The organism is uncultured Pseudoxanthomonas sp., from assembly GCF_947498795.1.
Taxonomy (GTDB): Bacteria; Pseudomonadota; Gammaproteobacteria; order Xanthomonadales; family Xanthomonadaceae; genus Pseudoxanthomonas_A.
This window is the reverse complement of sequence record NZ_CANMLQ010000002.1, coordinates 39,899-54,314: the sequence shown is the minus strand read 5'-3', so window position 1 is coordinate 54,314 and position 14,416 is coordinate 39,899. Positions and strand designations below refer to the sequence as shown.

Annotated in this window: 12 protein-coding genes; 3 read left to right on the top strand and 9 right to left on the bottom strand. The window is 66.6% G+C overall.

Features of this window, described 5'->3' with window-relative positions; all coding sequences use genetic code 11:
- Positions 1-2: 2 nt before the first annotated feature.
- The 5 genes from secD to Q0907_RS06480 form a co-directional block, all read right to left on the bottom strand.
- A complete protein-coding gene (secD, locus tag Q0907_RS06500) occupies positions 3-1,886 on the bottom strand; it encodes a protein translocase subunit SecD (RefSeq protein WP_296282535.1) in 1,884 nt (627 codons plus the stop codon).
- Positions 1,887-1,981: 95 nt separating this feature from the next.
- A complete protein-coding gene (gene yajC / locus Q0907_RS06495) occupies positions 1,982-2,320 on the bottom strand; it encodes a preprotein translocase subunit YajC (protein ID WP_296282536.1) in 339 nt (112 codons plus the stop codon).
- Between the two features lie 277 nt (positions 2,321-2,597).
- Complete coding sequence (tgt, locus tag Q0907_RS06490) at positions 2,598-3,734, bottom strand: tRNA guanosine(34) transglycosylase Tgt (RefSeq protein WP_296282537.1); 1,137 nt, start codon at positions 3,732-3,734, stop codon at positions 2,598-2,600.
- Positions 3,731-4,765 (bottom strand): tRNA preQ1(34) S-adenosylmethionine ribosyltransferase-isomerase QueA, encoded by a 1,035-nt coding sequence (queA, locus tag Q0907_RS06485; protein ID WP_299342724.1) that lies wholly within the window; start codon positions 4,763-4,765, stop codon positions 3,731-3,733. Before queA ends, tgt begins: the two co-directional genes overlap by 4 nt.
- Positions 4,766-4,824: 59 nt before the next feature.
- Positions 4,825-5,256, bottom strand: coding sequence for an Lrp/AsnC family transcriptional regulator (locus Q0907_RS06480; protein ID WP_192269829.1), 432 nt, complete (start codon positions 5,254-5,256; stop codon positions 4,825-4,827).
- A 118-nt stretch (positions 5,257-5,374) separates the two neighbouring features.
- Here Q0907_RS06480 and Q0907_RS06475 point away from each other — a divergent pair, with 118 nt between their 5' ends.
- Entirely contained in the window at positions 5,375-6,871 is a 1,497-nt protein-coding gene (locus tag Q0907_RS06475; protein WP_299342722.1) for an aminotransferase class III-fold pyridoxal phosphate-dependent enzyme, read from the top strand.
- Positions 6,872-6,940: 69 nt separating this feature from the next.
- On the opposite strand, the gene Q0907_RS06470 is transcribed toward Q0907_RS06475, so the two are convergent.
- Genes Q0907_RS06470 through Q0907_RS06460 form a run of 3 tightly spaced genes read right to left on the bottom strand, consistent with a single transcriptional unit; the run spans position 6,941 to position 10,040 of the window.
- The gene (locus Q0907_RS06470) at positions 6,941-7,558 is read right to left on the bottom strand and encodes an inorganic diphosphatase (RefSeq protein ID WP_299342720.1); all 618 of its coding nucleotides are present in this window, start codon (positions 7,556-7,558) and stop codon (positions 6,941-6,943) included.
- Positions 7,559-7,590: 32 nt separating this feature from the next.
- Complete coding sequence (locus Q0907_RS06465; RefSeq protein WP_343229809.1) at positions 7,591-8,979, bottom strand: metallophosphoesterase family protein; 1,389 nt, start codon at positions 8,977-8,979, stop codon at positions 7,591-7,593.
- Positions 8,976-10,040 carry a phytase gene (locus Q0907_RS06460; protein WP_299343828.1) on the bottom strand — a complete coding sequence of 355 codons (1,065 nt, stop codon included), beginning with the start codon at positions 10,038-10,040 and terminating at the stop codon, positions 8,976-8,978. Before Q0907_RS06460 ends, Q0907_RS06465 begins: the two co-directional genes overlap by 4 nt.
- A gap of 267 nt (positions 10,041-10,307) precedes the next feature.
- Between Q0907_RS06460 and Q0907_RS06455 the strand changes: the two genes are divergently transcribed.
- Both Q0907_RS06455 and upp read left to right on the top strand, forming a co-directional pair.
- Positions 10,308-12,683: a TonB-dependent receptor gene (locus tag Q0907_RS06455; protein WP_299342718.1), complete on the top strand. Its 2,376-nt coding sequence runs from the start codon at positions 10,308-10,310 to the stop codon at positions 12,681-12,683.
- Between the two features lie 113 nt (positions 12,684-12,796).
- A complete protein-coding gene (gene upp, locus Q0907_RS06450) occupies positions 12,797-13,429 on the top strand; it encodes a uracil phosphoribosyltransferase (RefSeq protein ID WP_299343825.1) in 633 nt (210 codons plus the stop codon).
- 83 nt (positions 13,430-13,512) lie between these two features.
- On the opposite strand, the gene Q0907_RS06445 is transcribed toward upp, so the two are convergent.
- The gene (locus tag Q0907_RS06445; RefSeq protein ID WP_299342717.1) at positions 13,513-14,403 is read right to left on the bottom strand and encodes an MBL fold metallo-hydrolase; all 891 of its coding nucleotides are present in this window, start codon (positions 14,401-14,403) and stop codon (positions 13,513-13,515) included.
- Positions 14,404-14,416: the final 13 nt, after the last annotated feature.

Sequence of the window (14,416 nt, the reverse complement as noted above, 5' to 3'; positions counted from 1 at the left end):
CGTCAGATGGCCAGCGACTTCAGCTTTCGGCGGCGGCCATAGATCAGGGTGGCCAGGCCGCGCGAGACGGTCACGGCGGTGAACACCGAGGTCAGGATGCCGATCACCATCGTGATGGCGAAGCCCTTCAGCGGGCCGGTGCCGAACGCGTACAGCGCCACGCCCGCCAGCAGCGCGGTCATGTTGGAGTCGAAGATGGTGCCCGACGCCTTGTCGTAGCCGGTGGCGATGGCGGCCAGCGGCGGCACGCCCGCCCGCAATTCTTCGCGTATGCGCTCGTTGATCAGCACGTTCGCGTCAACGGACATGCCGATGGTCAGGGCCAGGCCGGCGAAGCCGGGCAGCGTCATGGTGGCGCCGAACAACGACATTACCGCGACCACCATCACCAGGTTGAGCAACAGCGCCACGCAGGTGATCACGCCGAACATCCGGTAGTACACCAGGAAGAACGCGAGCGCGAAGATGAAGGAGTACACCACCGCCTTGGTGCCGCGGGCCACGTTCTCGGCACCCAGGCTGGGGCCGACCACGCGCTCCTCGATGAAGTCCATCGGCGCGGCCAGGGAACCGGCACGCAACAGCTTGGCTAGGTTGTCGGCCTCGGTCTTTTCCAGGCCGGTCGTCTGGAAGTTCTTGCCGAACACGCCGGCGATGCGGGTCGGCGCCAGCGCTTCCTCACGCACGCGCACGCTGCGCACTTCCTTGCCGTCGACCATTGTCACCGTTGGCACGCGCTCGATGTAGACGACCGACATCAGCTTGCCGACGTTGGCGCTGGTGTAGTCGAACATCCGCTGGCCGGCGATGTTGTTGAGGGTAACGTCGACCGCGGGCAGGCCGTTGTTGTCGACGCCCACGCGGGCATTGACCATCTCGTCGCCCGAAGCGAGCACGCGCTTGTTGAGCAGCACCGGACCGGCGTTGTCGCGCAGCTGGTAGACCTTGGCTTCCGGCGGGATGCGGCCGCTGGCCACGGCGTCGGCAGCATTGCCTTCCACCACGGCGCGGAATTCCAGCGTGGCGGTCGCGCCGATCAGGCGCTTGGCTTCGGCGGTGTCCTGCACGCCGGGCAGCTGCACGACGACGCGATCGTTGCCCTGGCGCTGGATGATGGGCTCGGCGACACCGATCTCGTTGACGCGATTGCGCAGGGTGGTGAGGTTCTGCTCGATCGCCTCGGAGGCGATCTGGTCCAGCTCCGCCTGCGGCAGTCCGATGGTGATCTGGTTGCCGCTCGCCTGATAGGTCAGGCCGGCGCCTGCCGCGAGCGTGCCGGCGTTGCCACCGCGCGCACTGAGGGTCTGCGCCAGCGCCTGCTGCGCCGCGGCCACGTCCTCGCCATCCGCGAGCGTCACGAGCAGCGTGTTGTCGGGGCGCCGCTCGACCGCCGTATAGCGGATGCGCTTGTCGCGCAGGGTGACGCGCACGTCTTCCAGATAGCCATCGATGCGCTTGTCCAGCGCAGCCTTCTGGTCGACTTGCATCACGAAGTGCACGCCGCCCTGCAGGTCCAGGCCCTGCACCATCGAACGCGCACCGAGCTTGCCCAGCCAGTCGGGCACCGTGGATGCCAGGTTCAGAGCCACCAGATAGTCCTCGCCCAGTGCCTGGCGCAGTGCGTCGTTGGCCTTGGTCTGCGCGTCCAGGCCGGGCAGGCGGACCAGCAGGGTGCCGTCGTCGACCTCGACCTGCTTGGGCTGCACGCCCGCCTGCTTCAGTGCGGTATCGACGCGGGCACGCAGCGCGTCATCGACGGCGAAGCCGCGATTGGCGGTGATCTGCACGGAGGGATCCTGGGGGTAAAGGTTGGGAAGCGCGTACAGCGCGCTCGCCAACACGACGATCAGGATCAGGACGTATTTCCAGCGAGGAAATTCAAGCATCGTGGCAACCCGCGCAGACCCTTCCCGGGCATGCGCTCAGCGGTGGTTCGGAACAGCGGGAATCGCGCGGGCCAGACCCGGCGCGAGAAAGCGGATCAGGCGGACTTCAGGGTGCCCTTCGGCAGCACATTGCCGACGGCGGCCTTCTGCACGCGGACGCGCACGTTGTCGGCCACTTCCAGGGTCACGAAGTTGTCGCCGATGTCGGTGACGGTGCCTGCGATGCCACCCGAAGTGATGACTTCGTCGCCCTTGGACAGCTTGTCCAGCATGGAGCGGTGCTCCTTGGCGCGCTTCATCTGCGGGCGGATCATCAGGAAGTACATGATGGCGATCAGCGCGATCGGCATCAGCAGGCCGAAGCCGCCCATGCCCTGCTGGGCCGGGGCGGCCTGGGCGATCACGGGGGCAACGAAGAACTCAAGCAGATTCATGGACTTGTCCATTGGGTATGAAAAGCAGCCGGGGATTATGCCACGCGCCGGGAAGGCCCGCCCGGCCTCCCCTGTTGGCCCGGACCGGAAAAGACCGCGTCGGCGCCGGATGGTTCCCGGCCGGCGGTCCGGACATGCACCGCAGAGGACTTCGCCTCCGCCACGAAGCCTGCAGGAGCGCCCCACGGGCGCGATGCCCTTCCGGACGACCGAAGGAGATCATCGCGGGCATGGCCCGCTCCTACAGAAGCCTCCGGCGTGCGGCCCGGTATCCCGGCTAAGGCGCCGGGTCGATCCCGCGGGCCGCGTAGAAGGCGGCCCGGAAGTCGGCGAATCGTCCTTCGGCGATGGCCGCGCGCATCTGCGCCATCACCTGCTGGTAGTACCAGAGGTTGTGCAGGGTGCCGAGCATGGGAGCGAGCATTTCGTTGCAACGGTCCAGGTGGCGCAGGTAGCTGCGGGTGAAGCCGTTGCGGCAGGCATAGCAGCCGCAGCCGGGCTCGATCGGCTGCAGGTCGTGCTCGTACTTGGAATTGCGGATGCGTACCGTGCCGAACGAGGTGAAATAGTGGCCGTTGCGTGCGTTGCGGGTCGGCATGACGCAGTCGAACATGTCCACGCCGCGCGCCACCGCTTCCACCAGGTCCTCCGGCCGACCGACGCCCATCAGGTAGCGCGGCTGGTCCGTCGGCAATTGCGGGCACGTATGGTCCAGCGTGGCGTTGCGCTCCTGTTCGGTCTCGCCCACCGCGAGTCCGCCGATCGCGTAACCATCGAATCCGATCGCCTTCAGTCCGTCCGCCGATCGCGAGCGCAGGTGATGGTGCACGCCGCCCTGCACGATGCCGAACAGCGCAGCGTCGTTGCCTTCATGTGCGCGCTTCGAACGCTCGGCCCAGCGCAGCGACAGTTCCATCGACCGTTCGATCACCCGCGGGTCGACCGGCTTGCCATCGACGTTCACCGGCGGGCACTCGTCGAAGATCATCACGATGTCCGAGCCCAGCACGCGCTGGATGTTCATGCTCTCTTCGGGGCCCAGGAACACCTTGCTGCCGTCCACCGGCGAGGCGAACGTCACGCCCTGCTCGGTGATCTTGCGCCGGTGCGCCAGCGAGAACACCTGGAACCCGCCCGAATCGGTGAGGATCGGCCTGTTCCAGCGAGCGAAGCCGTGCAGGCCGCCGTGCGCGCCGATCACGTCCAGGCCGGGCCGCAGGTACAGGTGGAACGTGTTGCCGAGGATGATCTCGGCGCCCAGGTCCTCGACATGCTCCGGCAGGATGCCCTTCACCGAGCCGTACGTGCCCACAGGCATGAACGCAGGCGTTTCGATGGTGCCGCGCGGGAACGTCAGGCGTCCGCGGCGCGCAGCGCCGTCGGTGGCCAGCAGGTCGAAGGACATGCGGCTCATGCGGCCGTCTCCGGGAACAGCAGCATCGCGTCTCCATAGGAAAAGAACCGGTACTGCTCGCGCACCGCATGGGCGTAGGCGGCCATGATCCGGTCCTTGCCGGCGAACGCGCTGACCAGCATCAGCAGCGTGCTTTCCGGCAGGTGGAAGTTGGTGACCAACGCATCGATGCTGCGGATGCGGTAGCCGGGGAAGATGAAGATCTGCGTCTCGCCGGCGAAGGGGTGCAGTTCGCCGTCCCGCATGGCGGATTCCAGCGCACGCACGACCGTGGTGCCCACCGCGATGACGCGGCCACCGCGGGCACGCGTCGCACGCACCTGCTCGACCAGCGCCGCACCCACGTTCAGCCATTCGCTGTGCATGTGGTGCTCGTGGATGTTGTCCACGCGCATCGGCTGGAAGGTGCCGGCACCGACATGCAGGGTCACGTGGCCGAACTCCACGCCTTGCTCACGCAACGTGGACAGCAATGCGTCGTCGAAGTGCAGGCCGGCGGTCGGCGCAGCGACCGCGCCCAGTTCGCGCGCGAACACGGTCTGGTAGCGCTCGTCGTCGTCCTGGCCGGGCTCACGCTGGATATAGGGCGGCAACGGCAGGCGACCGGCCTTCTGCAGCCAGCTTTCGAGTGCGCCGGGCACATGGAAGCGCAACTGGTAGAACTCGCCGTCGCGGCCAACCACCTCCGCCTCGCCGCCGGCATCCAGCTGGATGCGGCTACCGGGCTTGGGCGACTTGCTGGCACCGACCTGGGCGCGCGCCGCGTTGTCCGGCAGCAGGCGCTCGATCAGGATCTCGACCCGTCCGCCGCTTTCCTTCTGCCCGAACAGTCGCGCCGGGATCACGCGCGTGTCGTTGAACACCAGCAGGTCACCGGGACGCACCCACTCGGGCAGGTCGCGCACGTGGCGGTCCACGAACGGCACTTCGCCCGGCGGCACGACCAGCAGCCGGCTGGCGGAACGCTCCGGCAGCGGCGCCTGGGCTATCAGCGCCTCGGGCAACTCGAAATGGAAATCGGACTTCTTCACGTGCGGGGCCTTGCGGGGGCGTGCATTGTACGTGACCGGCCCGCGCGGCCCCCGCCCACTCAGCGCTCGAACTTGGTCGACAGCACGATGGACGAGGTGGTGCGCTCCACGCCATCCAGCGCGCCGATGCGGTCGGTCAGCACGTCCATGTCGCCCACGCTCGGCACCGCACCGATGGCGATCAGGTCGTGGCTGCCGCTGACCGAATGCAGCACGCGCAGTTCCGGCATCGCGCGCAGGGCGGCGACCACCGAGGTCATCTGCTTCGGATGCACGGCAATCATGATGTGCGCGCGAAGGTGGCTGCGGTCGTACTCGTCATGGACGCGGACGGTGTAACCGCTGATCACGCCCTCCCGTTCCAGCCGCTCGATGCGGCTCTGCACCGTGGTGCGCGACAGGTTCAGCCGGCGGGCAATCTGCGCCGTGGAAGCACGCGCGTTCTCACGCAGCATTGAGAGCAGTTGCTGGTCGGCATCGGTGAGCTTCATTGATCAGGCGCGCTTCGTCGAATCGACGAAATATCCTCTAAATGCGCGCAGTTCACAACTGTCAAATGACGAATTATTCCCGATAATACGGGTTTGCCGCCTGCAGCCGGAGATTCCCATGGCCCTCACCGATGCCCTCGCCCCCCTGCGCGCCCACACGGGCCAGCGCCTGACCCTCGGCCTGGACGATGCCGCCATCGAACGCCTGGCCAAGGGCCATCCGGACCTGGCCGCCGTGATCGAGGCCGCCGCCGCCGAACACGCGCGCCTGAAGGACGAGTTCTCCGAGCTGTTCGAACTGGATGAAACCGAGCAGCTGCGCGCCGTGCAGGCCGGCTATGTCAACTTCTATGCCGATGACGCGATCAACCCCTACATCGCGCTGGCCGCGCGTGGTCCGTGGGTGGTCACCCTCAACGGTGCGGTGCTGTACGACGCGGGCGGCTACGGCATGCTCGGCTTCGGCCATACCCCGGCCGCGGTGATGGACGCGATGGCCCGTCCGCAGGTGATGGCCAACATCATGACCCCCAGCCTCTCGCAGCTGCGCTTCGATCGCGCCCTGCGCAAGGAGATCGGCCATACCCGTGGCGGCTGCCCGTTCGCGAAGTTCCTGTGCCTCAACTCGGGTTCCGAGTCCGTCGGCCTGGCCGCGCGCATCGCCGACATCAACAGCAAGCTGATGACCGACCCGGACGGCCGCCACGCCGGCCGCACCATCAAGCGCATCGTGGTGAAGGGCAGCTTCCATGGCCGCACCGAACGCCCGGCGCTGTACTCGGACTCCTCGCGCAAGTCCTACCAGCAGCACCTGGCCAGCTACCGCGGCGAAGATTCCGTCATCGCCATACCGCCGTACGACGTGGATGCGCTGAAGCAGGCGTTCGCCGACGCCGAGGCCAAGGGCTGGTTCGTCGAAGCCGTGTTCCTGGAGCCGGTGATGGGCGAAGGCGACCCGGGCCGTTCCGTGCCGCCGGCGTTCTACGCGGCCGCCCGCGAACTGACCCGCAGCCACGGCAGCCTGTTCCTGGTCGACTCCATCCAGGCCGGCCTGCGTGCGCACGGCGTGCTGTCCATCGTCGACTACCCGGGCTTCGAAGGCCTGGATGCGCCGGACATGGAGACCTATTCCAAGGCGCTGAACGCCGCGCAGTACCCGCTGTCGGTGCTCGCCGTGAACGAGCGCGCCGCCGGCCTGTACCGCAAGGGCGTGTACGGCAACACGATGACCACAAACCCGCGCGCCCTTGATGTCGCGTGCGCCACGCTGTCCCAGCTGACCCCGCAGGTGCGCGAGAACATCCGCAAGCGTGGCGTCGAAGCGGTGCAGAAGCTGCAGCAGCTGCAGGCGGAGCTCGGCGGCCTGATCACCAACGTGCAGGGCACCGGCCTGCTTTTCTCGTGCGAGCTGTCGCCGGCGTTCAAGTGCTATGGCGCTGGATCCACCGAAGAGTGGCTACGCCAGCAGGGCCTGAACGTCATCCACGGCGGCGCGAACTCGCTGCGCTTCACCCCGCACTTCGCCATCGATGGCGAAGAGCTGGACCTGCTGGTCGGCATGGTGGGCAAGGCGCTGCGCGAAGGCCCCCGCATCAGCCAGGCCGTGGCGGCCTGACGTCTGCCAGCGCTTCATGAAAAAGGCGAGCCTCGGCTCGCCTTTTTCTTTCCTGCAACCCTTCTTACCTTACGGCTTCTGCGTGGCGAAGCGGTCCAGCGAGACCTGGATCAACGCCTTCGCTTCCTTCGCATCGCCGTAGCCGTTGAGCTGCACCGGATTGCGGCCCTTCGGCAGGTCCTTGTAGACGCGGAAGAACGCTTCGATGCGCTGGCGCTCGATCTCCGGCAGGTCGGCCAGGTCGCGGATGCCCGCGTAGGTCGGGTCAATCTTGTCGGTCGGCACGCCGATGATCTTCTCGTCGTGCTTGCCGTCATCGAGCATGCGCAGTACCCCGATCGGGCGGAACTTCACCAGCACGCCCGGATGCAGCGGCTCGCGCGTCAGCACCAGCGCATCCAGCGGATCGCCGTCGCCGGCCAGCGTGCGCGGCATCGACCCGTAGTTGGCGGGATACGCCACCGGCATTGACTGGAACCGGTCGACGAAGACCAGCCCCTCGTCGTTGATCTCGTACTTGGTGAAGCTGCCTGCGGGGATCTCCACCGCCAGCAGCACCTCCTCCGGCGCGGACTTCGGCTGCTGGGCGAGCAACGGATGGCGGATGTGCGCCTCGCGTGCGAGGGCGGCGCCCGCCGACACGGCGAGCAGCATCGCGAGCAACAAGGGAGTGGTGCGCTTCGGCATGCGGAAGGTCCTGGCGTGATTGTCGGTGTAGGTCATTCCCAGCACCGGTCGGCGCGACCCTTCAGGGTCTCGGCGCGGGTGCAGGTACGTTCTTCGATACGGCCTTCTGCGTGCTCGACAAGCTGCTTGCCGGCGGTCCCGCCGTCGACGAGGTCGAAGGCATCGTAGAGGCGACCGGTCGCCGTGCGCGCTTCATAACGCAGACGTGGACCGTCGAAGCGCAGCACCTGGAAGAGCTGCGTGTCCTCGGCGACCGGCCGCATCGTCTTGCGCGCCTCGTCGGAGAGCCGGTACTGCTTGGCGCCGGTGACGGACACGACGAACACCGGTGTCGGTGCCTCGTTCTTGAGGCGGCCGTAGACGTGGTCATGGCCCTGCAGCACCAGATCGACCTTGCGCTTGCGGATCACCGGCAGCAGGTGCTGGCGCAGCAGCACGTTGTCGCGCCCCTCGCGCGGGGAGAAGAACGGCTGGTGCGTCATCACGATGCTCCAGCGGTGCGGATTCGAGGCCAGCGCCTGGTCCAGCCACGCCGCCTGCGCCTTCGCGGTGCCCAGGTCGAGCGCGGACGTGCCATCGATCACCACCACGCGCACATCCTGGTAGTCGAACCAGTATGTGGTGCGCTTCGCCTGCGCCACGCCGTTGCCCGGCAACGCGAACGTCACCGGCCAATGCGCACCGAGCACGCGGCGTTCCTGCGGCGTGTCTTCGAACTCCTCGAAATACTCGTGATTGCCCGGCGCCGGCGCGACCACCAGCGAAGTCGGCAGCACCTCGTTCGCGTCGAACCACTCGCCCCACTCGTTGTCGTCCTCGCCATCGCCACCGCTGACCAGGTCACCCGCGAACAGGGCCAGGCGCGCATCCGGTGCGTGCCGCATCGCTTCGCGTACGACGCGCGTGGTCAGGCTGACGTTCTTGTTCTGGGTATCGCCGAAGTACAGCAGCGTCAGCGGTGCGCTTGCGGCAGCCGCCGTGCGCGTGTGGTGCCAGGCGCTCCAGGTGCGGTCGCCCTGCACGCGCCACGCGTACAAGGTGTCCGGCTGGAGGCCCGTGACATCCGCGCGATGGTGATGGGCTTCGCCATTCTCGGTCTTCAGCGGCGTGCTGGTCGCCGCGATGCTGCGCGACTCACCCATTTCGGGCGAATCGCCTGCGACGACGATCTCCAGCGAGGGCGTGTCGATGCGCGCATCGGTGCGCCACGCCACCGAGAAACCCGTGGCGGCGTCCTGCGCGGGCGAGGCCACGATGCGATCCGGGAAGCCGCTCGGTGCGTAGCGCACCACGCCCTGCGGCACGCGTGTATTCGGCTCGGGCTGGCGCGCCGTCGCATCCTGCGCGAGCGTCGTCGCGCAAGTCCCCAGCAACAGGGCGGCCAGCACCCACGTCATCCCCGCATCCCCTGCATGTTTCATTCGGCGCGGCACTCCGGCAGCGACAGTGCCTTGGCGATGTCGCGCCAGTCGAACGCCGCCACCGCCTGGTCGTCGTCGACCGCGTAGAACGCGCCCTGCGGGAAGCGCGCATCGGCGCCCTGGTCGAGCCACACGCCGTCGGTGTTCGCCGTCTTGTTGCCGGCGAACGCACCCTTGTAGGCCAGCGTCTTGCGCTCGAACACGTGGAAGACGCTGCGGTCCTTGAACTGATCGGTGGCGATCCAGTAGCCGGTGCCCCCCGCGCACTGCGCCAGCGCCATGCCTTCGGCCTGTGCCTTGAACAGGTCCGCACCGATATCTCGGCCGCGGTAGGTGCCGTCAAGGCCGTACTCGCGCAGGCGCGTGCCGACGGCGACATCCTCTTCCGCGAGCAACAGGCGATCATTCGCCGCATCGCCGAACACGGATTCCGCGATGCGGATCGCGCCGGCCTCGCCGGTGTCGCCGAACGTGCCGGCGAGCGTGGCCTTCCAACCGCCCTCGGTGCGCTGCAGGTGGTAACGCTTGAAGCGCTGACCCAGTTCGGCGAGCGGCGGTGGCGCGTCCTCGTTCTGCGGCGACATGTAGTTGTCGCTGACGATCACCTCGTACGTGTCCTTCTGCGGTCGCACCCACAGGCCATACGGTTGCTTCAGGTCTTCCGCACCGAACACGAGCAGCGGCGTGAAGCCGGGCAGCTGGAAGACCTGCACACGACGGTTGTCGCGCTCGACCACCAATACCAGGTCGTCGATCACGGCGATGCCGTTCGGCCGCTGCATCTGCCCCAAAGCGCTACCCGGACCGGAAACGGTGCGCAGCTGCTTGCCCGTGCTGCCGTCGTAGACGACCAGGCGGTGCGTGTCCTTGGCGGTGGCGATCAGCCAGCGCGTCCCATCGGGCGCCCGCCAACTGGCGGGCGAATCGACGTTCTCCGCCGGCGTCGCGGGGGTGATGAAGGCTTCCGGCACCACGACGTGGGCGATCTTCGCCTCGCTCAGCAGCGGATCCTTCTCGACATTCTCGTCGGGCTCTTTCTCGCGCGCAGGCGCCTGTGGCACCGGGTCGGCCGCAACCGGCGCATTGGGCTTGCCGCCGCAGGCGGCCAGCAGGAGAGGGAGGGCAAGCAGGACGAGACGTGGTTTCACCGGTTTCCCCATGACATGTAGGCGTCAACAAACTGCCATGTTCTACGCAGGCGTGATGACATTTTCGTGTCAGTGCACTGCATGCGGATACCTGTCACCACACAGGAACCTGCGTGTCATGTTTCCGCCATGTGACGTGTTTACAAAGTGCCGTTTACTTTCGTCACGGGGACGACACACATGAAACGCAATGCCTTGGCCGCCTCACTCGCACAGGCGCTGTTCTGCGCTGCCCTGCTTCCGGCCAGTCTCGCTGCCTCCGCCCAGAACCAGGCGCCGGACGCGGGCACCGCAGGCGATCCCAAGCAACTGGACACCGTGGTGGTGCAGGCCGAGATCGCCTACCGCGACCGCACCGACGACATCGCGCCGACCCTGGTCTACGACCTGGAGTACTTCCAGCGCTTCGAACCGAACACCGTGGGCGACATGCTCAAGCGCGTGCCGGGCGTGGGCTTCGTCGGCTCGGACATCATGGAATACGACGGCGTGCAGCTGCGAGGCCTGGGCGGCGGCTATACGCAGGTGCTGATCAACGGCAAGAAGGTGCCCGGCGCCGGTGACGACCGCTCGTTCTACGTCGATCGCATCCCCGCGGAGATGGTGGACCACATCGAGATCAAGCGCAGCGCCAGCGCCAACCGTAGCGGCGATGCGATGGCGGGCGCGATCAACATCGTGCTGCGTGATGCCTACGAGTTCACCGGTAGTTACATCCGGGTCGGCGTGAACCGCTGGGACGACGGCGAGATCAACCCGACCTTCGGCGCCGTGACCTCGTTCGAAGCGCTCGGTGGCCGCCTGCTGGCCGGCATCAACGTGCAGGATCGCTACCGCGCGAAGTCCAAGCGCTCGGACCGCTTCACCGACAATACGCGTGAAGAGAAGATCAGCTGGGAAGACCAGACCGAGGTCAAGGACGGTCGAGACTATTCGGCGAACCTTTCCTACACCGCGGACGTGGGCGACAACGGCCGCTTCAGCATCGACGGTTTCTACGTCAAGACCGATCGCGACGTGACCGAGGTATCGTTCGAAGAAGAACTGGATGACGACGAGACGATCAACATCCGCGTGCCGGGCCTGGACCCGTACGACCAGAAGAACTACGGCGTCGGCGCCGAATACAAGTTCGACATGGCCGGCGGTACGACGGCCGTGAGCGTCGACCATGCGCGCTTCGAGAATTCGCAGGCCACCACCGAGGGCGAGCAGGTCTACGTCAGTGGTGCGGAGAACTGGGACGACACCTGGAGTATTCCCGCCGACGCAGAATGGGACGAGACCGTCTACAGCGCCGAATCCGTCACCGCCAAGGATTCCGAAACCGGCTTCAGGCTGACCCATGCGCGCCCGCTGGGCGGCGCCGAACTGGAGTTCGGCCTGGATTACCGCACCAAGAAGCGTGAAGGCCTGGTCGTCAGCTACGAATGGGAAGCCGACGAAGATGGCCAGACGCCCACCTCCCTGGCGGACTACGACCTCGACGGCAGCGTCGCCTCGGTGATCGAGGATAAGCGCCTGGACCCGTACATCATGCTCAGCGGCAAGGGCGAGGCCTTCTCGTGGGAAGCGGGCTTGCGCTACGAGACCACGGAGTCGAAGGTGGAATACCTCGAAGACGAGGAAAGCGAAGGCCGCGTCAGCAAGGACTACAACGAACTGCTGCCGTCGGTGAACCTGCGCTGGAACCTGGGCGATGCGGACCGCATCAGCCTGTCGCTGGCCAAGACCATCAAGCGTCCGAACTTCAACGAACTGCTGCCGGCCCTGCTGGACGGCGAGTTCGGCGACAACGACTACATCGGCAACCCGGAACTGGATCCGGAAACCGCCAATGGCCTGGATCTCGGTTTCGAACACCGCCTTGGCCGCAAGGGCGTGGTCGGGCTGAACTTCTTCTACCGCGACGTGAAGGACCTCATCGAGATCGTCAATACTGGTGTACCCAGTGAAGAGATGCAGGACACCTGGGAAGAGATGATCGAGGACGGCGATGCCGTCGACCTGGCCGATGCGATGGCGCAGGAACCGGCGGAAAGCTGGCTGTACACCTCGTCCAATTTCGGCGACGGCAAGGTCTACGGCTTCGAGTTCGACGTGTCCACGCCGCTGTCGGCCATCGGCCTGGAAAACACCGGCGTCTTCGCCAACTACTCGTGGGTGAAGTCCGAGGTGGATGACTTCCTGGGCGAGCGCCGCTTCAACGACCAGGCCAAGTCTGTCTACAACATCGGCTTCATCCAGGACCTGCCGACGCTGGGCGCCAGCTTCGGCGCAACCTACCGCAAGCAGGGCGACGCGTACACGCGCCTGCTGGGTGAAGAAGTGCTGATCCGCTACGGCGGCGAGCTCGACGTGTTCGTGGAGAAGCGCTTCGGCAAGAGCGTGTCGGTGCGCCTGAGCGCCAACAACCTGCTGGATGCGAGCAAGGACGAGTTCTTCGACAAGTTCGACACGCTGCAGGACCAGATCGACCGCGACTACGACGAGTACGAGCTGGAAACCGAAGAGGCCGGCCCGAGCTACCAGTTGGTCATGCGCTGGGCGTTCTGACCCCCGGCGTTTCCACGCTCCAGGCAGAAAGCCGGCTCACGCCGGCTTTCTGCTTTGTAGGGTTGCTGAGTTTGATGCAGACTTCCCGCATCGCCAGCCGCCCTGCCCTCATCATGAAGACCGTCGAAGTCCGCCACCCGCTCGTCCAGCACAAGATCGGCCTGTTGCGGAACGCCGGCCTCAACACCAAGGATTTCCGCGAACTGGTGACCGAGCTGGGCACCCTGCTGGCCTACGAGGCCACCGCCGACCTGGAGCTGACGACCGAGACGATGGCGGGCTGGGCCGGGCCGGTGGCGGTGAAGAAGATCGCCGGCGCCAAGATCACCCTGGTGCCGATCCTGCGCGCCGGCCTGGGCATGCTGCCGGGCGTACTGGCGCTGATCCCCACCGCGCGCGTCAGCGTGGTCGGCCTCCAGCGCGACGAGGAAACGCTGCAGCCGGTGCCCTACTTCGAGAAGTTGACCGGACGGCTGGAGGAGCGCGATGCGCTGATCCTCGACCCGATGCTGGCGACCGGCGGCACGCTGATCGCCACGATCGACATGCTCAAGCGCGCCGGGGCGAAGCGGATCAAGGGCATCTTCCTGGTCGCCGCGCCCGAAGGCCTGAAGGCGCTGGAAGCGTCACACCCCGATGTCGAGGTCTACACCGCGGCCATCGACGAACGCCTCAATGACAAGGGCTACATCCTGCCGGGCCTGGGCGACGCGGGCGACCGCATCTTCGGCACGCGGATCGGCTGAAACACCGCTGTTGCGGGAGCGACGTCAGTCGCGACGGCAAGCCGCCGCGTCGCGACTGACGTCGCTCCCACCGCCTTAACCGGTTATGCGGCCAGCGGGCGCGCGTGCAGTTCGGCGACCTCGTGGGCGACGCCGAACTTGCCCTTCTCGTCGCGGGTCACCTGCGCCAGTGCGCAGCCCGGGTCGTGGGTGAAGAACAGATGGACGTTGCGCGCCAGCTTGTCTTCCAGGAAGGCGCGCTTCTCGTCGATCAGCAATTCGGCATTGCGGTCGTAGCCCATGGTGATCGGCACATGCACCCACGACCGGCCCGGGATCAGGTCGGCGCAGAACACCACACCACCCTGCGGCTGGCCGTCCAAGCCCGCTGCACCGACCACCTCCGCCAGCATGAGCCCCGGCGTATGACCATCGCTGAAGCTGAAACGGACCGCGTCGCCCAGCGCAACGGAGTGCTCGCCGGATACAAGTTCCAGGCGCCCACTGGCTTCCAGCAAGGGCTGCAATTCCGGGATGAAGCTCGCGCGATCGCGCGGATGCGGCTTCAGCGCGCGCTGCCAGTGATCGGCGCCGACGATGAAGGTCGCGTTGGGGAACAGCAGTTCCGGTGCACGTCCTTCCTGCCACGGCGCCAACAGGCCGCCCGCGTGGTCGAAATGCAGGTGGCTGAGCACCACGACGTCGATGTCTTCATGCGAGAAGCCGGCGTCGCGCAGTGAATCGAGCAGCACGTGGCGCTCTTCCTGCACGCCGAAGCGCGCGCGCATCTTCGGTTCGAAGAACGCGCCGATGCCGGTCTCGAACAACACGGTCTTGCCGTTGAGCGGCTGCACCAGCAGCGCGCGGCAGGCAAGCTCGATGCGGTTCTCCGCATCGGGCGGCGACCACTTTTCCCACATGGCGCGTGGCGCGTTGCCGAACATCGCGCCACCATCGAGTTTCTGGGAATTGCCCAGCAGCGACCAGAGTTTCATGGCCCCGATTCTA